The sequence below is a fragment of the Brevibacillus sp. HB1.3 genome (assembly GCF_013186635.1).
Classification (GTDB): Bacteria; Bacillota; Bacilli; order Brevibacillales; family Brevibacillaceae; genus Brevibacillus; species Brevibacillus brevis_D.
Genome location: NZ_JABMIT010000001.1, coordinates 743,023 through 765,582 on the forward strand (window position 1 = coordinate 743,023; position 22,560 = coordinate 765,582).

Genomic DNA, 22,560 nt, shown 5'->3' on the forward strand with positions numbered 1-22,560 from the left:
GAACATGTTTTTCAAGGGGAGTTCATTCAATACATCCTTGGAGAGGAGCCGCACATGATTTTTACAAAGCAAGCTCAGCACAAAAAGAAAGAGCCCGTGTTTGGCTGGGTACTCTCATATGTAAAGCCTTATCGAGGTTGGGTCATGATCTGTATCATTGCTGCACTCCTTGTGGCTGTCGCAGATATTTGGATGGGAATCCTGATCAAAACCATGGTCGAACATACGAACAACTTCGACAAGCTAGTCAGTATTGCTCTCATCATTTTTTGTCTGACCATCGTCGGTTTTCTCTCAAAATATTTCATCACATATTCGGCAGCTAGATTCAGTTCAAAAGCCATGAGAGATTTGAAAAACAGCATGGCTGCTCATCTTGAAAAAGTCCCCATGTCCACCATGGATAAATATCATTCCGGCGATCTCGTTTCACGCTTAACAACAGATGCCCAAATCTTGCAAAGCTTTTTGCAAAAGCATTTTTTCCAGCTTTTTTATTTGCCAGTTGTTTTTGTCGGAGCTCTAGGGCTGTTGTTGACAATCAATTGGAAGTTAATCATCTTCAGCATCGCAATCTTACCTGTCGCCATCGCGATCACAGGGTGGATGAGCAAACCGCTTCAAAAATATTCGGAGCAAATGCAAGATCATCTGGGTCAAACGAACGCTATCGCTCAGGATACGCTTTCCGGGATTCACATGGTCAAAGCTTTTCAATTGGAAGACGTTCTGTATCGCAAATACCATGCGGGTATGAAGCAGGTTTTGAAAAATGCGTTCCAGGCAGAGAAGAAACGTGCGTGGATGACAGCACCAGGGATATTATTGTTTACTTCCCCAATCCTGTTTTTTGTCGCTTATGGGGGGTACTTGATACAGGTAGGAGAATTGGATCTGGGCAGCTTGGTCATTTTCAGCTATTTGCTTCACTTTATTATCGAACCACTGTCACTCGCGCCCGTGTTATTTGCCCAAGTACAAGAGACATCAGGTGCGGCAAAGCGGTTGCAAGAAATTTTCTCACAGCCAGTCGAACAAAATGATCAACCACCGATTCCTGTTGATCCACAGGCGATTCCTGTACAGTTTGAGAATGTTACGTTTGCCTACGAGCAGGCAAAGATTCTTGATCATGTCAGTTTTACACTACATCCGAACAAGACTATTGCGTTAGTAGGGGCCAGCGGAAGTGGAAAGAGCACCATCATGAAATTGCTGTGCGGGTTTTATCAAATGGAACCGGGCAACGGAAAATTGAATGTTTTCGGGCATTCCATGGCGGATTGGAATATGACGGACATGCGGAGCTACCTTTCCTTGGTTTCTCAGGATACGACGCTATTCCCCGTGTCTATTGTGGAAAATATCTCGTATGGACGCATTCACGCGACACAAGACGAGATCATCGCAGCGGCAAAAGCGGCCAATGCCCATGACTTCATCATGGAGCTACCGCAGGGTTATCAAACAAAAGTGGGAGAACGAGGCTCTCGTTTATCCGGAGGACAGAAACAGCGCATCGCGATTGCCCGAGCGATTTTGAAGGACGCCCCGATTCTGCTGCTGGATGAACCAACGTCTGCCTTAGATACAGAATCCGAAGCTTTGGTACAGGAAGCGCTGGAAAATGTGATGAAAAATCGGACGGTTCTCGTCATTGCCCATCGACTGTCTACGATAAAAGACGCGGATGAAGTGCTTGTTTTGGAAGAAGGACAAATTGTTGAACGAGGTACACACTATGATTTGCTTGCCCAAGGCGGCGTTTACACCAGATTGTATCAAAAACAGTTTGCCACAGAGATGCATAGCTCGCTGGCAGCAGGAGGGGTATAGACATGTTCATCCAGAATTTGATGCGGGAACTACGTCAACTCCTGTCGTTAATGAAATCGAAAAAGCGAGCGTATATGCTGGGCCTTGTGGGTGACGGAATCGGTCAAGCTGCTGTATTGGTATCCTTGCCTTTCGTATTCAAGGATCTGACGGATTTTGCGAACACAAAAGACCCTGCGTTATTAACCAGAGCGATTGTCACTATGGCTGTGATGTTTCTTTTGCTGAGTATCCTGTCTCCATTTTTTAGCTACATATATCGTCGATGCGTTCGTGAGCTCATTGCCAACATTCGACTTCAAGTCTATCAACGTCTGAGCAAGCTCCCTTTTGATTATTATGAGCAGCACCATTCGGGAGATACGATGTCGAGACTGGGTAACGATGTTGTCCTCATGGAAAACGCATACGCAGAGCAATTGAAAACATTGAGCATCATCCTGCTGTCTCTGATTGGCTCGATCCTAGGAATGTTTGTGATGGATTGGAAAATTGCCGTCGTCCTGTTGCTCGTAAGCGCAATAACTCTTTATGTAAATACGCTGTTTGCAAAGTCAGTACGGCACATTGGAGATCGAATGCAGCAACAGATGGGGATGGGGACAGAAAGATTAAACGATTTTTTGTCTGGGTTGCCCATCATCAAAATGTTTCATTTACATAACGTTGTGACCGCCCGATACACGGAAGCAAACGAAGAAGTAGCTACGTCTGCCATCAAGCAAGGGCATAAGCACGGATTACTGGAAGGGACCAATTTTTTTATCCAATTCGTAAGCTTCGGGGGAATGCTTGTTTTTGGAATCATGATGGTTTCCAAACAAATAATCGGGTTGGGCGTGCTGGTCGCCCTCGTTCAACAACAGATGCTTGTGACACTGGCCTTTCTCCAGCTTGGCCAAGTCATCACAGCGTTACAGAGCTCGCTAGCAGGCGCTTCTCGGGTCGTCGATTTTCTGAATGAACCTCCCGAACCAGAAGAGTATCAGAATAGCACTGACAAACATAAACATTGTGAAAGCATGCTGAAGCTGGAGCAGGTCGTTTTCGGATACAACGATGCTACAAATGTGCTAGATGGTGTTACGTTGCGAGTCGACAAAGGCCAAATGGCTGGGCTAGTCGGAACGAGCGGAAGTGGAAAAAGCACCGTCATGAAGCTTCTATTAGGGTATTACCCACCTGCTAGCGGAACCCTTTATTTACTGGGCAAGCCCATGGGAGCTTATTCTCTTGCAGAAATTAGAAGTTTGATCTCATACGTGCCTCAGGATGCCTTTTTGTTCGAAGGAACCATCGAAGACAATATCCGCTACGGATGCCTGGATGCTTCGGAAGAGGATGTCATCAACGCAAGCAAAGCAGCGTATGCGCATGATTTTATTAGGGAATTGCCAGACGGCTACCAGACCAAAACAGGAGAACGCGGTGCCAAGCTATCAGGCGGACAGCGTCAACGAATTGCCATCGCCAGAGCCATCCTGAAAAATGCACCGATTCTACTACTGGATGAAGCAACCTCCGCTTTGGATGCAGAATCGGAATATTGGGTGCAGCAAGCATTAACCGCACTTATGAAAGATAAAACAGTCCTCGTCATCGCTCATCGCCTGTCGACTGTAGAGGATGCCGATGTGATTTACGTAATGGATCATGGAAAAGTCATCGAGCAAGGGAGCCATGTTGAGTTAATGCAGTACAACGGTACATATGCCAACTTGTACGAAGTGCAGCAGCGAAAGGATCGAGCAGAACAAATCGTAGTCTTGAAATGACAGAAAGGAGAGTGAGTGCTACATGATTGCCATTTATGCGTTGAAATGTCCTGCTGTCATGGAGAAAGAGTCGTTCAACCGATTTTTGCAAGCACTACCCGAAGAAAAACGGGAACGAGTCAACCGTTTCAGAAATCCGGCTGATTCCTATCGGGCATTGCTCGCGGACGTGCTCGTACGCTCTCTTATTTGTGAAGCCTACGAGATTTCCAATGACGAAATCGAGTATGACTACAATGCATATGGAAAACCTTTTTTGAAATCATTTCCCAACTTCTGCTTTAACGTCTCGCATTCTGGAGAATGGGTCGTCTGCGCCACGCATGACTCGCAGGTGGGGATTGATGTGGAGCAGATATGCCCAATTGAACTGGATATTGCCACTCATTATTTTGCACCGGCCGAAGTAGAAGATCTCTTGGCAAAACATCCGAATGAACGGATTTCGTATTTCTATGACCTTTGGACTTTAAAGGAGAGTTATATAAAAGCGAGAGGCATGGGGCTGTCCATTCCGTTGCAATCATTCGCCATAAGAAAAAACCTGGATCAAGCGATTACGATTTCGCAGAGTGATTCGCGCGATCCTTGGGCATTTCAACAGTATGAGATCGATCCAGGCTATAAATTGTCAGTATGCGCGACTACCAATCAGTTTGCTGCTCAAGTAGTCATAAAGGATTTACAAGATTTGCATCAAGCGATTTTTCATTGAAAGGTGTCGAGGTCATTACGTAATGAGGAAAGGGCGGGAAAAGAGATGAAATTGTTTTGTTTTCCATATGCAGGTGGACTTCCTAGTATTTATTACGCTTGGAAGAGGATAGTGTCGCCAGCGTTATTGGAAATTGATCCATTCGAGGTACGTACTTCACTTCATAGCGATAGCGTGGTTCTTGCCACCTCGTTTTATGAGGTCTTGGAGGATGTATACAAACGGATTATACCAGAGCTGGGGGAAGAACCTTTTGCTTTTTATGGCCACAGCATGGGTGGATTAATCGCGTATGAACTGACGAGAAAGCTGTTGCAGAATGGAAAGCCACTGCCCCAGCATTTGTTCTTGTCTGCATCCCGTGTGCCACACGCGTACCACAAACTGGTAAAAACATACAACCTGCCGCATGACGAGTTCATCGAATCGCTGCGTACACTCGGGGGCACACCCGATGAAGTTTTGGATAATCACGAGATCTTGGAGGTATTTTTGCCTATGATTCGCGCTGATTTCCAGGCCGTGCAGACGTATGAAATGAATCACGAGCTTCCTCAGCAAATCCCCGTCGACATGACGGTTTTGTTCGGGAAAGAAGATTCGATTGAAATCCAAGATATTGTGGCATGGCGAGACTATTGCGGGCGAGAATGCAAATTTTTCCCTATGCCTGGTGGGCATTTCTTTATTCATCAGCAAATGAATACGATCCTTGTGATCATTCAAGACACATTGAAGGTAGAACAAACAGTTGCAATCCGTGCACAATTCTAACGATTGTGTACGGCAACAATAAATCCTAAGATGAAGGTTGGTGTTTTTTTCATGACTCAGAAAGTACTATCTCGTTTGCTGGCGGCCGTTACATTATCAACGGCACTGGTCTACCCACAAGCAGCAAGCGCGGCGGCTCCAGCTCCGGTTTTGCATGATGAAAATCCAAGTGGTCATTTTGGTGACTGGTACACAGGTGCAGTTCCTCCCAATGCATCCAAAGACAAGCCCGTGATCCTGTTTGTCCAAGGTCTGCACTCCTCTTACAATACTTGGTATACAACAGACGGATATTATGATGCAGCCTATAACGCCGGGTATCGAACCGCATTTGTGCAACTGAAGGACGCGGATGGTACTGGTGGCAACATGTGGACAAACGGAGCCAAGCTCGCTGAAGTTATTAAAAAGGTTGCAGAATATTATGGTGTTTCCAAAATCAATATCATTGCACATTCCAAAGGTGGCATCGATACACAAGCAGCACTGGTCCACTATGGTGCGCATCCGTATGTCAACGTTGTTCACCAGCTTTCCACGCCAAACAAAGGTTCAGAATTGGCTGATATGGCGTACAGCAATTGGGCAGGATGGCTCGCCGACATTCTTGGCAAAAAAGACGATGCGGTGTATTCTCTGCAAACATCATATATGGCCAATTTCCGTGCACAGACTGACAGCCGTAGCGAAGTTAGTTCAACGAAGACATACATGGCAGCCGGAACAGGGGATGATGGCTGGTTTAGTGCGACCTGGTTTGGTCATGCGGTTCTTCCGGGTGAAGACGATGGAGCAGTTTCCGTTGAGTCTGCCTTTGGTTTGCCGTATGGAATCAAGAGCTTTACAAAGGACGTTTCCCACGGTCAAATAGCGAAAGCCTCACAAACATGGGATCTGGTCAAGCCGAAATTACAAAATGCATCCATGAAAGAACGTGCAAATAAAGTAAGCGAAGACAAATTGAAAGAAGCCACTGTGGAAGAGAGCTCCGTCATTCTCCGCGGCGGCGAAGTGGAAGACACCGCCTCCGAAACATTTTACCTGGAGAGCGGAATCGATAAGCTGAATCTTGATACGATGACCTCGTCAGAAGACACCATTGTAACCTTGATCAGTCCGTCCGGCAAAAAGTACGAGGCGGATCTTAGTAAAAAAAGCAAATCGGAGGATGAACCAGGAATATTCCAAGATGCTGTTCATCACTTCATTGAAGTAGAGGAGCCTGAAGCAGGTGAATGGACACTGGAAGTGGAGGGTTCTGACGACGCCTTTTTCATGGTTGGTTCCGTGGATGGTGGAGAAGAAGCAAAAGTAAAAGCTAGCAAAAAGGTATTCAAGAAAGGCGACAAAGCGAAGATTTCCGTCGACCTGGGCAAAAACGAAATTGATCAATCATCACTGGAAAAAGCAAACCTGACTCGTTCCATGAACGGCGAAAAAGCAAGCGTCTTGGATGAAGTGAAGTTTGCCGTAAAAGAAGATGAGATTACGGGCAATTTTACTGTGCCGACGAAGCCAGGCGTTTATAATCTCTCCTTTGACATAACCGGCATCAATGAGGATGGCGAACCATTTACACGCTCTATTAATTACAATTTTGCGGTAACAAATAGCGATGGAGAATTAGAAAAATAAGAGTAAACCATTTCACGGCCCTGAAAAAGGGTCGTTTTTTCTGCATACAACTACCTCCCAAATGGAAATGTAGTATGGAAGAGGCAGGAAAGGGAGCGTGCATTCGTATGATGAGGCTATTTCGATATTTGACGTCTTACAAATGGCCGATCACAGCGATATTGGTGCTTGTATTCGTCCAATCGTTATCCGATCTGTACTTGCCAACATTAATGGCAGATATCGTTGATGTTGGGATCGTGCATGGGGATACTTTCTTTATTTGGAAGGTTGGCGGTTTTATGCTGCTCGTCGCTGCTGCTGGGGGTTTTTGTGCGATTGGAGCCAGTTACTTCTCATCCAAGGTTGCCATGAGCTTTGGTCGTGAGCTACGTGCCAAGGTGTTTAACCAAGTAGAACACTTTTCCATGCAGGAGATCGATCAAATCGGTACAGCCTCGCTCATTACGAGAACAACGAACGATATTAACCAAGTACAGCAGGTTCTGATCATGATTTTGCGTATCATGGTGGTTGCTCCCATGATGTGTACTGGTGGAATTATTATGGCTTCCTCTAAGGATGCCAAGCTGACACTTGTTCTTGTCGTAGCTGTTCCCATTCTAGCTTTCGCCATTTTCTTGATCGCACGCAAAGGGATGCCTCTTTTCAAAGCCATGCAAAAGAAGCTGGATAAGCTGAATTTAGTTGTGAGGGAAGGCCTGACAGGAATTCGTGTGATCCGCTCGTTTAACCGTATGGATGCGGAGAAAAGGCGTTTTAACGAAGCGAATACCGATTTGACGCAGACTGCAATTAACGTGAATCGAATCATGGCAGCCTTGATGCCGATTATGATGCTGACCTTTAACTTGTCGGCCGTTGCCATTCTTTGGTTTGGTGGTATTCGTGTGAGTAATATGGACCTGCAAGTGGGTGATCTCATGGCGTTCATCCAATATGCGACACAGATTATGTTCTCATTGGTGATGCTGTCCATGATTTTCGTCATGGTTCCGCGAGCATCTGCATCCGCTATCCGAATTAACGAAGTGTTAGATTTGCATTCGACCATTTATGATCGCCCAGCGCCTGTGTCGAGAACCAAGGCGACAACTTCAGGCACGGTGGAGTTTCAAGATGTCACATTTTCTTACCCGGGTGCAGAACATCCCGCTTTGACCTCGATCACCTTTACTGCACGTCCGGGGCAGACGACCGCGATTATCGGAGGAACAGGATCTGGTAAAACGACGATACTCAATTTGGTTGAGCGATTCTACGATGTGACTTCCGGAGCTATTCAGGTAGACGGCCTTGACATACGTGAACTGCCTCTAGAGCAATTGCGAGCAAAAATTGGCTATGTCCCACAAAAAGTTCTGCTCTTTTCAGGCTCAATTGCCGACAATATTCGCTTTGGTGAAGAAGGTGCTACAGATGTCGAAATCGAGCATGCCGCCAAAATTGCGCAGGCTAGCGATTTTATTGCAAGTATGAACGGCGGATACGAGGCACACATTTCCCAAGGCGGTACGAACGTGTCCGGTGGGCAAAAGCAACGGTTATCGATTGCACGTGCAATTGTCCGTCAGCCGGCAATCTACATGTTTGATGACAGCTTTTCTGCGTTGGATTTCAAAACAGATGCGTTATTGAGAGCCGCTTTAAAAGAAGAGATCGAGAAAAACCAATCCACATTAATCATCGTGGCTCAACGGGTTAGCACTGTGATGGACGCAGATCAGATTATCGTGCTGGATGAAGGCGTGATTGCCGGTGTGGGTACACATCAAGAGCTTATGCAAAACTGCGTAGTCTATCAGGAAATCGTACGATCCCAACTGACAGAGGAGGAGATCGCATGAGTGAGCCGAGAGGAGGTAAGCAAACTCCAAGGAGTGGCGGCCATATGGGTGGTCCAATGAGAATGGCGATGCCGGGTGCGAAAGCAAAGGACTTCAAAGGTACTCTCAAACGCTTGATCGGCTACTTTCGTCCACACCGTGTGCACCTGATCATTGTGTTTCTGGCTGCCGTTTTAAGTACGATTTTTTCCATTGTCAGCCCCAAGCTAATGGGTAAGGCGACAACGAGCCTTTTCGCAGGTATGATCGGGGTCATGCAGGGACAGCCAAAGGAAGTCGCATTTGACTTTGCGTATATCGCAAATATCCTAATCCTTTTGATCGGATTGTATATCATCAGTGCACTCTTCAGCTATTTGCAGCAATTCGTAATGGCAGGTGTATCACAGAAGATCGTCTATGACATGCGTGAGCAGGTAATGGAGAAATTGTCCCGCTTGCCGCTAAAATACTTTGATTCGAAAATGCATGGGGAGATTCTAAGCCGTGTCACAAATGACATTGATAATATCAGCAACACGCTCCAGCAAAGCCTGACACAGCTCATCACTTCTGTCGTGACGATCGTCGGTGTCATCATCATGATGCTGACGATTAGCCCATTACTGACACTCATTCTGATATTGACGTTGCCGCTCAGTGTCATTGCTACGAAACAGATCGCCTCGAAGTCACAAAAGCATTTCATCGGACAGCAGAGCTCGCTTGGTGAATTGAATGGGCATGTAGAAGAAATGTTTACGGGGCATCAGGTTGTCAAAGCGTTCGGATATGAGAAGAAGTCACAGCAGACATTTGATCAAATCAATGCAAAGCTGTACGAAGCCGGATGGAGGGCGCAATTTATATCAGGGATTATTATGCCGGTTATGAGCTTCATTGGAAATATCGGCTACGTGCTCGTCTGCATTGTCGGCGGGATTCTCGCTACGAACGGTTCCATTCAAATCGGGGATATCCAAGCATTTATCCAATATACGCGCCAGTTCACGATGCCAATTGCACAAACAGCGAACATCGCCAACTTGATCCAGTCGACGATCGCTTCAGCGGAGCGAGTCTTTGAGGTTTTAGATGAAGAAGAGGAAGTACCTGAAAGCACAGAGCCTGTCATGATCGCAGCACCGAAAGGCAAAGTGGAATTTCAGCATGTCCAGTTTGGTTATAAAGAAGGGCATTTGTTGATGCAAGATATCAATCTTGTAGTAGCACCTGGACAGAAGATAGCAATCGTAGGTCCAACAGGTGCGGGGAAGACGACCTGATTAATTTGCTTATGCGCTTCTATGAGCTCAATGGCGGAGCGATTCTGATCGATGACATCGATATTACACGCATGAAACGAAGCGATCTTCGCTCCTTGTTTGGCATGGTCCTGCAAGATACATGGCTCTTTAACGGAACCATCCATGATAATTTAGCCTATGCACATCCAGACGCTTCTGATACGGATATCATTCGCGCGGCGAAGGCAGCTCGCGCTGATCACTTTATTCGCACGCTACCAGAAGGATACAAGACGGTGTTAAACGAAGAAGCCTCCAATATCTCCCAAGGGCAAAAACAGCTGTTGACCATCGCTCGTGCTATTTTGGCAGACCCTACGATTCTAATTTTGGATGAGGCGACAAGCAGCGTAGATACACGTACCGAGGTACATATCCAGGAAGCAATGAATGAGCTAATGAAAGGGCGTACGAGCTTCGTAATCGCACATCGACTGTCTACGATCAGAAATGCAGACCTGATCCTCGTCATGAACAAGGGAACGATCATTGAACAAGGAACACATGACGAGTTGATGGAGCAAGATGGCTTTTATGCTGATTTATACAACAGTCAATTTGCGGAGTCCACATCAGCAGGCTAAAAATGTTGCATTACATGAAACCGCCAAGTATAAGGGCGGTTTTATTGTTGGGAGAGGAAAGGGACAGATCAGTTTGTTATCAATATTTTTTATTTTCAGAATTAAACATTGTCGTTTTTTTATTTGCCGCTTATAATTCTACTAGTGCGTGAACTTCATATCCCTAGTTTTTTGAAGTATATACTTCGAATTAAGCATGAAATTGCTTTTCTGTTTGTAAGAAATGAACCTAAGGAGGCGTGACATGAAAATGAAGGAGTGGGAAGCGTCGTTCGAAGCTTACGTCCAAAGGCTGATGGATGATTTTCAGGTTCCCGGTGCGATCATTGCAGTAACCAAAGACGGAGAACTCACTTATGAAAAAGGGTTTGGTTTTCGGGACCGTGAAAAACAAGCTCCCATCGATCTGGATACGGTATTTGGGATCGGATCAATTACGAAGTCGTTTACATGCATGGCGATCATGCAGCTTCAGGAAGAAGGAAAGCTATCCGTACATGATCCGGTAATCACCTATTTGCCTGCGTTTCGAACGCCGGATGAAGCCCAAACGAAAAGCATTACCATTCATCATTTCATGACACACACCCTCGGATTTCCACCACTTCCATCTCTCATTCCCGCAATGCTACTCAGCTTACAAACTGATCCGACAGCAGACGAATTACTTCACCATTTTGAAGACCAATGTAAAGAGCCAATCGATACCTTCGAAGACCTCATGGCATATATAGAGAGGCTGCCCTTTGAGTTGTTGGGAGCTGCCGGGACAGAATTCAGCTATTCGAACGAAGCTTTTGGCTTGCTAGGGGCGATTATTGAGCGTGCCAGCGGTAAACCATACGAAGCCTATGTCCAAGAGCATATTTTACAGCCAATTGGCATGGAACGGACGGTTTTTCAACTAGAGGAGTTAGACGAAGACGACAATACTACCATGCTGTACACATGTCGCATGAAAGATGGTGTTCGTGAAGTAGTACGTGCCCCAGGTTGGTGGGATGCTCCCTCCATGCGTGCAGCAGGCTTCCTTAAATCGACCGCACGTGACATGCTTCGCTATGCGGATGTTTATCGGACAGGCGGGCTTTCAAATGGAGCGAGAATCATCTCTGGAGATAGCGCCTCACAAATGACTGCCCCTCATGTCCGTATTGACTTGAGCCGAAGCTATGGTTACGGACTCGGCGTTTTTCCATTTTCCGAAGATTACACCTTACTTACCCATACCGGCGGCTTGAAAGGGATGACCGCACAAATGTTCATCGTCCCAGAGGCGGGAGTAACTGGCATTCTTTTGACCAACATGGATGATGCCCCTATTTCCAATCTGACCTTAGGACTGTTGAATAGTATGTTCGGTCGCCCGCTCGAGACGCAGTTCGCCACATTTCCCGAATATGAAGTGCCGCTTCCTTACTTGCAACAATGTCCCGGTACATATAAATCAGGAGAAGGAGACGTAGTAGAGATCAGATTTGAGGAAGCACAGAGCCAGCTTGTACTCGTTCTAGGCAGTGATGTGTTTCCACTGCGTTCCGTTGGCGAAGATACGTTTTTGTTCACGCGCCACAACATCGATTCTCTCATCCGCTTTGTTCGCCACCCAGACGGTGAGATCAAGCGCTTGGCGTTTGGTTCGCGCCAAATGCTAAAAGCAATCTAATCAAAGATAGGAGGCAGTCTCGCATGAAGGTGTTTATTTCGTTGGACATGGAAGGAATCTCAGGATTAAGTGAATGGGAGGATGTGATCCCCGGTCGCAGACATTACGAAGCGGGGAGAAGACTGTTAACCCAAGATGTGAATGCGGCGATTGAGGGAGCACTGGAAGCAGGAGCCACCCAAATTATTGTCAATGAGTCTCATGGGCCGATGAACAATATCATCCTGGAAGAATTGCATCCACAGGCAGATGTTATCCGTGGTTTTTTCAAGCCTCTCTGCATGATGCAAGGGATCGACAGTAGCTGCGATGCCGCATTTTTCATCGGTTATCATGGAAAAGCAGGGACAGGAGATGCGGTACTCAATCATACATTGTCTGGCCTCGCTATCCATCGGCTTATCTTAAATGGCAAAGAAGTGGGCGAAGCAGGGTTAAATGCAGCGATCGCGGGAGCCTTTGGTGTCCCTGTCGTACTCGTTACCGGCGATTCGCAAACGGCGAAAGAGGTGGAAGAAGATATCCCTGGAGTCTTTACGGTCGCTGTGAAAACAGGGATTACAGGACTCTCGTCGCAAGCGATGCATCCCGTTCGTGCGAGAGAGCTGATCCGTCAGCAAGCAAAAGAAGCATTGCTCCATCGTCCCACAGTTAAACCGCTTGCGCAAAAAGTAGAGAATACAATAGAAGTTGAGTTTACGAAATCACAATTTGCCACAGCAGTCAGCTGGATGCCAGGAATGGAGCTCATCGAAGGACGCACGGTACGCTTCCATTCGCCTGATCTTGTTAATATGATGCCCGTTTTGCAAGCAATGCTGTTGATAACCGGGCAAGTGAATCGGATGATTTCGGGTTAAGTAAACAAAAATGCAGCCCCTCCTCACGAGGATCGCTGCATTTTTTTCGTATTAGTTCACAGGCTTATGACTTTTCAAATACGCAAGGGCATTATAAATCATTTCGGCTGCCTCTTCGCGAGTGACGGGCTTTTTGGGATGGAGTTTGTTTTCCTTATCCAATTCGATAATATCTCTTGCCAAAGCTCGTTGAATGGAGCCTTGGTAATCCACAATGAGCTCTTGATCATCGCGGATTTCTACTGGTACTAGTTTGATCATGGGAAGATTACCTTTGGTCTCCATGACTCTCATTAGTTGGTGAATGAACTGCTCTCTGGTCCATTCCGCATTCGGATCGAGATCATTCGGCAATTCTAATCCGTTCACTGACCCTATGATCAGACTCTCAGCATACCAAGCATCGTTATCTGCTTTGGAAAAATAGTCAGTCGCTTGTGGCGCCTTTACAAAAGTGACCGCTGCCAAACTCAAATCAAAGGCATTTACCATCAGTTGAATACCTTGAGCAGCTGTAATCGTTTCGTTCGGTGCAAATTTGCTATCATCTACGCCTTTTATCACACCTTGTTGCTGTAAGGAAAGAATTTTATCCTTCGCTCCCGATTGGCCAAGATCCGTAAAAGCAGTCGTTGCAGCAAAGCTTGGTTGGGCGAAAGACACAGTTAGCAATGCAAGGAAGGAAAGAGAGATCATATTTTTTCTGATATTCATGGTAGCCACCTCGTCAATTTTTGAAGTTTCACTCCATTTGACGAGGAATGTCTGACAACGTTTCAGCTTTCTTCCGCAAAACTCTCGGATTCTTTTACACAAGGGGGAGCAGAGTACCATGGTTCTCCCACTTCCTTCATCACGGCGGGCGAATCATGCGCCAGTTTTGAGAAGATCATGAAAAGGACTGCTGAAGCTCTCAGCAGCCTTTTTGTGTTGCGCCCCAGAAATTGATTAAATGACACGTCTTCCGAGCTCAAAACGTTTTTCCCAGGAAGTTCCCTTGAAATTGGTTATCGTAACTCCAGGTTTACCGTACGTATGCAGCAGCTTATTGTCTCCAGCGTAGATGGCAACATGGGTAATATGAGAAGACGAGCTGCCGTAGCTGTGGAAGAACACAAGATCTCCTTTTTGCAGTTGATCCTTCGAGACTTTTTGACCGACTTTAGACTGTTGACGTGAGTCTCGTGGCAGACTTACTCCGACCTCTTTAAACACTCGCTGTGTAAAGGAAGAGCAATCAAATGTACGCGTTGTTTTTTTACTGGAACCAAATTTATAAGGGACGCCTCTATACTTCATTCCTTCTGAAATGACCTGATCGGCAATGTCGGAAGAGGGAGCCGTTTTACTAACTATCTGTTTATTCTGGCTACCATCAGTAGTACTTTCCTCAGTGGCAGTCAGGTCGTTATTTGTACCATCTTGCACCATCTGACTATATTGCTCATTATCAATCTGTTCCAGGTTCTGGTCATACTTATGTTCTTTCTGCTGTTTATCCGGAGTATGTGCAGCTGTGGAGATAAGACTTGTCTCAGAAGCCGCGTGGGCTTGTCCGCTCATGAGAAGAGAAGTTCCCATTAGAATAGCTACGACCGTAGTAGTGGTACCCTTCCAGTTTCGCTTTGTCATGATGTTCCTCCTTCTGAATGGTTGTTCATGTTGTGTGTTCCTCATCCACGCTCTTATCGTACAGAATAAAACTAAGATTCCCGGTAGAATTTCATGAGAGTTTCCTGAGAAAACTGTTGGTAAGATATTCAAACGGAGATGATATCCATGCCTACGCCAGATGGAAAAGGCTATTTGCTGCTTGTTGAAGATGAACATAACTTGGCAAGATACTTACAATTGGAGCTGGAGAATGAGGGATTTTCGACGGATATTGAATACGACGGACTTTCTGGATTAGAAAAGGCACTGACGATTGAGTACGACCTCATCCTCCTGGATGTCATGCTGCCCGAATTATCGGGGATAGAATTATGCCGGCGAATTCGGGAAACCAAAGATGTCCCCATTATCATGATTACGGCTCGTGGAGAGGTTCCGGATATCGTGACGGGATTAGACAGTGGAGCCAATGACTATTTGGCAAAGCCGTTTGCCATCGAGGAGTTGTTTGCCCGGATTCGAGTCTTATTGCGTCAGCGGGGATCAAAAGCAAACCAGGAGATAGTGGTTGGTCGCTTGCGTATCCAGCCCAACGCACGGCGAGTGTTCCTCGATGAAGAGGAAATCATGTTGACCCCACGCGAGTTTGATTTGCTTTATTATCTGGTTCAAAACAAGGAGCAAGCGGTCTCGCGAGAGCAAATTCTCACAGCCGTTTGGGGTTTTGACTTTATGGGGAATACCAACATCGTGGATGTGTATATCCGGTATTTGCGGAACAAGATTGAAAGTGATCCATCCGTGAAGCTGATACATACCGTCCGAGGAATCGGCTATACACTACGAGAGTAAAAGGAGAACGCAGTGCTTACACCTCGCAAATACTCACTCAAATGGAGACTGACACTATTTTTTAGCTCTGGCATGCTGGTTCTGCTTCTCTTTTTGTCTATTTTTATTTTTTTCAGCACCTCTAATCTCGTCCATCAACATGAGCAAAAATTACTGAATCAGAAAGCGACGGCCATCGCAGCCGATTTGAAAACAGAAATCACCGAAGAGGCATCGTTGAAGATTCCCTATCTGACGCGTCTGTTAACCAATTACGCTGACGTCAATCAATCCATTACCATCAGCGATCGAAACGGGAAGGAAATCGCTTCGATACAGGGAGCCAATTGGAGAAAAGACCCGGAAGACTATTATGAAAGGACCTTGGTCGCGAAAGAGCCTGTACAGCTGCCGTTTACAACCGAGCTTTTGTTTGTGCAAATTTCTACTACGACAGCGGCGCTTGAATGGTATTTTTCGATCTTGCTCACGATTCTTTTTCTCTCGTCCTTTTTTACGTTGCTTCTTTCGGCGATTGGAGGCTACTGGTTGAGTAACTGGGGACTGAAGCCTCTCGATCATCTTATCCAGCAAATCCATTCCATTTTCCCTCAACGTCTCTCCCAGCGAATTCACCATCATCACGTAGAGACTGAAATCTACGAGCTAATCCATGCCTTTAATCTGTTGTTAGATCGTATGGAAGAAGCAATGGTTTATCAGCAGCGATTCGTCACAGATGCCTCTCATGAATTGCGAACACCGCTCTCGATTATTGAAGGATATGTAAGTCTTCTGCAAAGATGGGGGCAGCACAAACCAGAAGTAAGGGACGAAGCACTTGCTGCAGTGGAGCAGGAGTGTAAACGACTTTTCAAACTCATTGATGACCTGTTGTCGCTAGCCAAATTGCAGCATACCTCACAAGTAGGCTCAACGAAAGTCGTGCAGCCATTAACTCCTTTGTTACTGGAAGTAAAGCAAGCGTGGGTACCCATTTTCCCTCCACAAATTAAGCTGCTGTTTGAATGGGAAGAAGCTCTTGTCCTTTTCATGGATCGAGAGCGGATTCGACAGTTATTGGACATCCTTTTGGACAATGCACGGAAATACACAGATGAAGGACAAGTGAGGGTACGAGCATATGGGGATGAAGAGGCAGTGCACATTGTGGTAGAGGATACGGGGATCGGTATTCAGGCAAAGGAGATTCCCCATCTTTTTAAACGATTTTATCGCGTAGACAAATCCCGTACGCGAAAAAGGGGAGGAAGCGGGATCGGTCTGGCCATCGCTCAAGCAATTGTCGCAGATCACGAGGGAAGCATCTCTATTGCTCCTTCCGCGGAAAGAGGCGTGATTGTTCATGTTTTGTTGAAAAAAGCAGGAATGGATGGATGACACGAATGATGAACGCAAGGGCTCTGTGGGCGTGCATTCCAGAGCCTTCTTTTCTCATCGTGTTCTGGTTTATAAACCTGTAAAATGAAAGGGAGTCAATACAAAGAGTCATTCTTGACGGAGGTGCTCAAAGTGGGTAAGTCCCATAAATACATACATAGCAAAATCGGAATACGCCAAGATCAGATGAAGGGTTTTCAGCATCCCCAATATGTCATTACAATCAATGACATCACTTTGAATGACTATTTGAATCAAAATACGCAGAGTCGTTCTTTTGATTTATTGGTTCCACCTATCGGGCTTTTTGATAATCGGGATCAGCAAAAAGTCCTTGAATTGCTTTCTTTTATAAATGTAGCTCTTCCTATTTTAGTTTGTTCGGATGACATGGATTTCTCTTGTACAGTTATCGCCACGAATGTAGAGGAGGGAGAGAATTACATCATTTGGAAAACCTTCGGATATGGGGTGGACATGTCAAAACCGATCCATGTTCCGCCATTAACCTTCGAAAAAGACGTGTATAGAGAATTTATTGAAGCGTTCAAAGGTTTTATTCAAAAGGAATTGATGACTAAATAATGATAGGCATTTCCTATCGAAATGATAACAACGATGCTATTGAACAATGATTCGCCTCGTCATAAACTGATCTTGACTCACGCATCAGCGAACCTCATCGCGTTTTACCGTGGCAATCAACTGCTCCATAAAAACTCGACTTGCCGCACATAAATATTTGTTTTTCCGGTAAACGATACCGATTTGTGCCGTGATACTTGGCTGTTGGATTGGAATTGTGCGAATCCGTTTATCATCGATATAGTCGAGGTAGCCTTTCGAAAGAACTGTGACACCGACTCCTTGCCCGACCATATTCGTAATCGATTCCATTGTGGTCATCTCCAAAACAGGCTGTGGCGAGAAGCCCAGCTCCTTACATCTTTCATCAATCAACTGACGCAAAAAGTATGTATTGGGCAATAAAATGGAGGCTGTTTCTTTCAAAATCGCAAGGGAAACAAACGGTTCCTTCGCGAGCGGATGATCCACAGGTACACCAATGGCCAGATATTCTGTATAGAGTGGAATGGTTTCCAGATCGTCATGCTCCATCGGTAAAAAAACAATCCCCAGATCGAGTTCGTTTCTCAAAAGTCCTTCATAAATATCACCAGTTCTCAACCCGAAAACAGACAATTCTACCTTCGGATAACGCTGGTGAAACTCGATAACAGTAGGCGGGAGCAAGTAATTAACAACCGTCAGCAGTACGCCAATCCTTAATGCGCCTCTGCTTAAGCCTTGCAGCTCGCTAATCGCTGCGCGTGCCTGTGACAACTCATGAAACACCTGGTAGCTATGGTGAAGCAATGTTTTGCCTGCATCCGTTATAACTGTTCGTTTGCCAATGCGATCAAACAAAGGCATGCCGATTTCATGCTCAAGCAGACGGATTTGCTGACTGAGTGAAGGCTGCGCAATGCCCAATTTCTCAGCTGCACGAGTAAAATTCAACTCCTGGCACAGTGCCATAAAGTATTCTAATTGCTTGAGCTCCAACGACCATCCCTCCGGCGATTTATAAATAAACAATAGGATTTTCCTATTATTATAAGACAAACCATTATGAAATCATATGAATGTAGTGTGCCATGCGCGCACATCTATGAAAGCATGAGGTGATCACTTGTGAATACTGAAATCCTATCGATAAATGTAGGGAAACCCAAACAAGTACAGTATCAAAACAAAGCGGTTTCTACCGGCATTTACAAAATCCCGACCACAAAAGCTCTTTATTTATCCTTTTTGAACTTGGAGGGAGATGGGCAAGCAGATCTTGTCCACCATGGAGGGAAGGAAAAGGCTGTATGTGTCTATCCCTATGAGCATTACCCATTTTGGGAGGCCCAATTGCAGAGGGAGCTCCCAATCGGTGCATTCGGAGAAAATCTAACGATCCGGGGATTAGTAGAAACGGATGTTTGTATCGGTGATACCTTTCAGCTAGGGGAAGCGGTCGTACAGATTAGTCAACCGAGACAGCCCTGTTACAAATTGTCTGTGCGTTACGGTGTACCTGAAATGTTGGTTAAGGTACAAGAGACCGGCTATACTGGTTTTTATTTTCGCGTGCTAAAAGAAGGTCTTGTATCTCATACGGATGGATTAATAAGACTGTCTAGTCATCCAAAAGCGATAACGGTCTCGTATGCAAACCGAATCATGCATCAAGAAAAAGACAATATCGATGGTATGAAAAAGCTATTGGAAGTAGAGGAGCTGTCCTCAAATTGGCGAGCGACTTTTACCAAACGATTATCCGGCGTGGAAATTGATACCCGTGAAAGGCTGACAGGCAACCAATCATAACGACAGTATTGGCAAGGAAGAATGTGATCGTTGTGAAGAACCAGCAGAAATTGCTCTTCAGAATAGTTACCTGTCATCAGGTAGCCACATAGGCTAAAGGGTAAAGCCTTTACACTGGAGAGGGGATTGAGATGTACAACAACTATTACCACCACTATCAATGGTATTATCCCGTGCTTGCCGGCTGGAATAACAACCATTTTCACTATGGGTGGAGTCCTGATTATTACAGCTGGAGCCATGCGAATGGGAATCGATACGGGAACCGTTATCAGAATACCATCGAATTGAGAGATTATGGAGCAAAGCCTTTTGTCGTGAATATTGACCAAGCCACAAAGCAAAACAACACATTCCGTACGGCATTATGGACTGGGAAGCACTTGCAGGTAACGCTAATGAGCATAAATGTTGGAGACGACATTGGTTTAGAAAATCATCCGAATACAGATCAATTCATCCGAGTGGAAGAAGGTCAAGGGCTTGTTCGGATGGGGGATCGCCAGGATCATTTAGATTTTGAACGAAGAGTCAACGATAACGATGCCATCATGGTCCCCGCGGGCACATGGCACAATGTTATCAATACAGGTAATACGCCGCTTAAGGTATATTCCATCTATGCGCCACCGCAACATCCCTTTGGCACCGTTCATGAGACAAAGGCCAGTGCCTTGGCTTCTGAGGAAAGCCCTCAATAAGAATCGAGCTAATAGGAATGGTGCTAGACATCACAGAAACCACCTCTAGAAATGGTCAGGTGGTTTTTCTGTTTGGACTTAAGCTTGTCTTACCTTGAGGCAGCGACTCAAAAATATTGGGGAAGGTATGGAGAGCACGCTTCTCATTCCTTGGTCTGGAACTGGCATGTATACAGCAATTTTTTACCGTTCGATACGGTTTTTTTACCCTTGCTGGTGACTTTTCGCTCTATTACGCTAAGAATGTACAAATCATACCATTTCATGAATCCAAATGTCTTGCATTGCAAATCCGTTAGGGGGTAGTCATGCCAAAAATCACTTTTTTAGGAGCGGGAAGTACTGTATTTGCCAAGAATGTATTAGGAGACTGCATGCATGTTTCTGCGTTAGAAGGCTCTGAGTTTGCCCTATACGATATTGATCCCCAAAGGCTAAAAGACTCTGAGAGTATGTTGAACAATTTAAAGGAAAGTACAGGTAGAGAGGTGACGGTCAAAGCCTATACCGACCGAAAGGAGGCATTGCGCGGAGCGAAATACGTGATAAACGCCGTACAGATCGGTGGTTATGACCCTTGTACCATTACCGACTTTGAAATCCCCAAACGTTATGGTCTACAACAAACGATCGCAGACACCGTGGGTATCGGTGGTATTTTCAGAAATTTGAGAACGATCCCGGTATTACTTGATTTTGCACGTGATATGGAGGAAGTTTGCCCGAATGCCTGGTTTCTCAACTATACGAATCCCATGGCTGCATTGACGGGTACATTGCTTCGTTTTGGCGGGATTAAAGCAGTTGGGCTTTGCCATAGTGTCCAAGTATGCGCACCTTATTTACTACAGTCACTAGGAATGGAAACAGACAATCTTCAGTATAAAATTGCGGGGATCAACCATATGGCATGGTTGCTGGAGATCACGAGAGATGGGGTAGACCTGTATCCGGAGATAAAACGGCGTGCAGCGGAAAAACAAAAGGCCAGACACGATGACATGGTTCGCTTTGAGCTCATGCTTCGCTTTGGTTACTATGTGACAGAATCCTCCGAACATAATGCGGAGTACCACCCATACTTTATAAAAGGCAGATATCCAGAGCTGATCGAACGCTTTCATATTCCGTTGGACGAATATCCGAGACGCTGCGTAGAACAAATAAACAAATGGACAGCCATGCGAGAAGACTTGGTGAACAACAAGCAAATCAGTCACGCTCGCACCCTAGAATACGCATCATACATCATCGAAGCAATGGAAACGAACAAGCCATTTACGATAGGTGGTAATGTTTTGAATACGGGAAGACTCATCAACAATCTACCGGAAAAGGCTTGTGTAGAAGTACCATGCCTGGTAGATGGAAACGGTGTTACCCCTACGTATGTTGGGGAGCTTCCTGAGCAGTTGGCCGCTCTCAATCGCACGAACATCAATACGCAGCTTTTGACAATTGAAGCAGCTATTACAAGGAAAAAGGAGCACATTTATCATGCAGCACTGCTCGATCCTCATACCGCTTCAGAATTATCCATCGATGACATTGTGTCTTTATGCGATGATTTAATTGAAGCCCACGGGGAGTGGCTCCCGCAATTTTCATAACAAGGCAAATAACAACCCGACAGCTTTTTTGTCGGGTTTCTTCCTGTTCACTTACTCGATCAGAATATGGGTGGTTGGCAAGCTGTTTTTGCATTCTCGAAATTGACCGGGGGATGTCCCAATGAGCTTTTTGAACACTTTGTTGAAATAGTTGGCATTTGCGTATCCGATTGCCAGTGCAATGTCATTGACGGAGAGGTTCGTTTGGGTAAGCAAATCCATTGCTTTTTCAATCCGAAGCTTGGTGATGTATTGAAGGGGAGTCGTATTCAAATATTCGCGAAATAGATTGATGAGGTAGTATCTAGATAATCCTGCCGCGTTTGCGATGTCTTGCAGCGATATGGTTTCCTTGTAATGAGTTTGGATAAAACAAACGGCTTCCGAAATCCGATCCGGTACCTGCTTGCTAGGATTATCTATATTTTTCATAAATCGATAACACTCCATGACGAACTCATATGCTTTTGCTGAAGAACAGTAAAGATCAGTCACGCGTTTTTCACAAACTTCCTGGTAAATCTTGAGCAAAAGCTGGACGAGCTTCGCTTCTGGTGGAATCGATAAGACAGGCCCCCCGTTCGCTTGTATGTACTTCCAGCATTCAGTAGCTTGGCTGCCAACAAGCGTGATGTAAACAAATTCCCAGTGATCACTTTCTCCGGAAAAATAGTATCGATGACAGCTAGGTACTTCCACCAGAAAGGTTTTTCCCGCCCGTAATGGGTATGACTTTTCCCCGATATCCAGTCGTCCGCTCCCCGAGATGGTGTATTGGAAGACATATGTCCCGACATCGCTTCGATTTAAGCCATCCCAATCGTAACTGGCGGAAGTTTGCCTTTGCCAGCCAATTGACCAAATATTGGCTGTTTCATTTCGAGAATCATCCTGAAAACGAAAGCCGTAGCTTCCATAGTTGTTTTTCTTACTGATCAAATACAGCAATATATTACCCTCCGATCACACTTTATTACGATTGATAGCCGTTTAAGCGGGATTTAAGATTAAAGTAACATGTTTTATCAGAAAATTCACTACATATT

General features: G+C 45.5%; 17 protein-coding genes and 2 pseudogenes. 15 read left to right on the top strand and 4 right to left on the bottom strand.

Annotation, left to right across the window (positions count from 1 at the left end):
- Positions 1 to 54: 54 nt before the first annotated feature.
- The 9 genes and pseudogenes from HPY31_RS03540 to HPY31_RS03580 all read left to right on the top strand — a co-directional run bounded on the left by HPY31_RS03540 (position 55) and on the right by HPY31_RS03580 (position 12,978).
- On the top strand, positions 55 to 1,836 hold the full coding sequence (locus HPY31_RS03540; protein WP_172138437.1) for an ABC transporter ATP-binding protein: 1,782 nt from the start codon (positions 55 to 57) through the stop codon (positions 1,834 to 1,836).
- A gap of 2 nt (positions 1,837 to 1,838) precedes the next feature.
- A pseudogene (locus HPY31_RS03545) lies at positions 1,839 to 3,637 on the top strand (ABC transporter ATP-binding protein).
- Positions 3,634 to 4,326: a 4'-phosphopantetheinyl transferase family protein gene (locus HPY31_RS03550; protein ID WP_172138441.1), complete on the top strand. Its 693-nt coding sequence runs from the start codon at positions 3,634 to 3,636 to the stop codon at positions 4,324 to 4,326. The pseudogene HPY31_RS03545 and the gene HPY31_RS03550 overlap by 4 nt, the downstream one beginning before the upstream one ends.
- A gap of 45 nt (positions 4,327 to 4,371) precedes the next feature.
- Positions 4,372 to 5,100: a thioesterase II family protein gene (locus HPY31_RS03555; RefSeq protein ID WP_172138443.1), complete on the top strand. Its 729-nt coding sequence runs from the start codon at positions 4,372 to 4,374 to the stop codon at positions 5,098 to 5,100.
- A 51-nt stretch (positions 5,101 to 5,151) separates the two neighbouring features.
- The gene (locus tag HPY31_RS03560; protein ID WP_172138445.1) at positions 5,152 to 6,735 is read left to right on the top strand and encodes a lipase family protein; all 1,584 of its coding nucleotides are present in this window, start codon (positions 5,152 to 5,154) and stop codon (positions 6,733 to 6,735) included.
- A 107-nt stretch (positions 6,736 to 6,842) separates the two neighbouring features.
- On the top strand, positions 6,843 to 8,582 hold the full coding sequence (locus HPY31_RS03565) for an ABC transporter ATP-binding protein (protein ID WP_172138447.1): 1,740 nt from the start codon (positions 6,843 to 6,845) through the stop codon (positions 8,580 to 8,582).
- Positions 8,579 to 10,452 (top strand): annotated as a pseudogene (locus tag HPY31_RS03570) (ABC transporter ATP-binding protein). Before HPY31_RS03565 ends, HPY31_RS03570 begins: the two are co-directional and overlap by 4 nt.
- A 244-nt stretch (positions 10,453 to 10,696) precedes the next feature.
- Complete coding sequence (locus HPY31_RS03575) at positions 10,697 to 12,118, top strand: serine hydrolase domain-containing protein (RefSeq protein WP_172138449.1); 1,422 nt, start codon at positions 10,697 to 10,699, stop codon at positions 12,116 to 12,118.
- A 23-nt stretch (positions 12,119 to 12,141) separates the two neighbouring features.
- On the top strand, positions 12,142 to 12,978 hold the full coding sequence (locus tag HPY31_RS03580) for a M55 family metallopeptidase (RefSeq protein ID WP_172138451.1): 837 nt from the start codon (positions 12,142 to 12,144) through the stop codon (positions 12,976 to 12,978).
- 51 nt (positions 12,979 to 13,029) lie between these two features.
- Here the strand turns inward: HPY31_RS03580 and HPY31_RS03585 are convergent, their stop codons facing one another.
- Together HPY31_RS03585 and HPY31_RS03590 are read right to left on the bottom strand one after the other, a co-directional pair.
- Positions 13,030 to 13,692 (bottom strand): S-layer homology domain-containing protein, encoded by a 663-nt coding sequence (locus tag HPY31_RS03585; RefSeq protein ID WP_172138453.1) that lies wholly within the window; start codon positions 13,690 to 13,692, stop codon positions 13,030 to 13,032.
- A 234-nt stretch (positions 13,693 to 13,926) separates the two neighbouring features.
- Positions 13,927 to 14,610: a C40 family peptidase gene (locus HPY31_RS03590; protein ID WP_172138455.1), complete on the bottom strand. Its 684-nt coding sequence runs from the start codon at positions 14,608 to 14,610 to the stop codon at positions 13,927 to 13,929.
- 147 nt (positions 14,611 to 14,757) lie between these two features.
- Between HPY31_RS03590 and HPY31_RS03595 the strand changes: the two genes are divergently transcribed.
- From HPY31_RS03595 to HPY31_RS03605, 3 genes are all read left to right on the top strand, one after another.
- Complete coding sequence (locus HPY31_RS03595; protein WP_172138457.1) at positions 14,758 to 15,444, top strand: response regulator transcription factor; 687 nt, start codon at positions 14,758 to 14,760, stop codon at positions 15,442 to 15,444.
- A 12-nt stretch (positions 15,445 to 15,456) separates the two neighbouring features.
- Positions 15,457 to 16,824 (top strand): sensor histidine kinase, encoded by a 1,368-nt coding sequence (locus HPY31_RS03600; protein ID WP_172138459.1) that lies wholly within the window; start codon positions 15,457 to 15,459, stop codon positions 16,822 to 16,824.
- Positions 16,825 to 16,947: 123 nt separating this feature from the next.
- Positions 16,948 to 17,409 (top strand): hypothetical protein, encoded by a 462-nt coding sequence (locus HPY31_RS03605; RefSeq protein ID WP_371811672.1) that lies wholly within the window; start codon positions 16,948 to 16,950, stop codon positions 17,407 to 17,409.
- Positions 17,410 to 17,493: 84 nt separating this feature from the next.
- Here the strand turns inward: HPY31_RS03605 and HPY31_RS03610 are convergent, their stop codons facing one another.
- Positions 17,494 to 18,390 (bottom strand): LysR family transcriptional regulator, encoded by an 897-nt coding sequence (locus tag HPY31_RS03610; RefSeq protein WP_172138461.1) that lies wholly within the window; start codon positions 18,388 to 18,390, stop codon positions 17,494 to 17,496.
- Between the two features lie 129 nt (positions 18,391 to 18,519).
- Between HPY31_RS03610 and HPY31_RS03615 the strand changes: the two genes are divergently transcribed.
- The 3 genes from HPY31_RS03615 to melA all read left to right on the top strand — a co-directional run bounded on the left by HPY31_RS03615 (position 18,520) and on the right by melA (position 21,514).
- Positions 18,520 to 19,203: an MOSC domain-containing protein gene (locus HPY31_RS03615; RefSeq protein ID WP_172138463.1), complete on the top strand. Its 684-nt coding sequence runs from the start codon at positions 18,520 to 18,522 to the stop codon at positions 19,201 to 19,203.
- Between the two features lie 131 nt (positions 19,204 to 19,334).
- The gene (locus HPY31_RS03620) at positions 19,335 to 19,904 is read left to right on the top strand and encodes a cupin domain-containing protein (RefSeq protein WP_172138465.1); all 570 of its coding nucleotides are present in this window, start codon (positions 19,335 to 19,337) and stop codon (positions 19,902 to 19,904) included.
- A 308-nt stretch (positions 19,905 to 20,212) separates the two neighbouring features.
- Positions 20,213 to 21,514 carry an alpha-glucosidase/alpha-galactosidase gene (melA, locus tag HPY31_RS03625; RefSeq protein WP_172138467.1) on the top strand — a complete coding sequence of 434 codons (1,302 nt, stop codon included), beginning with the start codon at positions 20,213 to 20,215 and terminating at the stop codon, positions 21,512 to 21,514.
- A 51-nt stretch (positions 21,515 to 21,565) separates the two neighbouring features.
- Here the strand turns inward: melA and HPY31_RS03630 are convergent, their stop codons facing one another.
- On the bottom strand, positions 21,566 to 22,462 hold the full coding sequence (locus HPY31_RS03630; protein ID WP_172138469.1) for an AraC family transcriptional regulator: 897 nt from the start codon (positions 22,460 to 22,462) through the stop codon (positions 21,566 to 21,568).
- Positions 22,463 to 22,560: the final 98 nt, after the last annotated feature.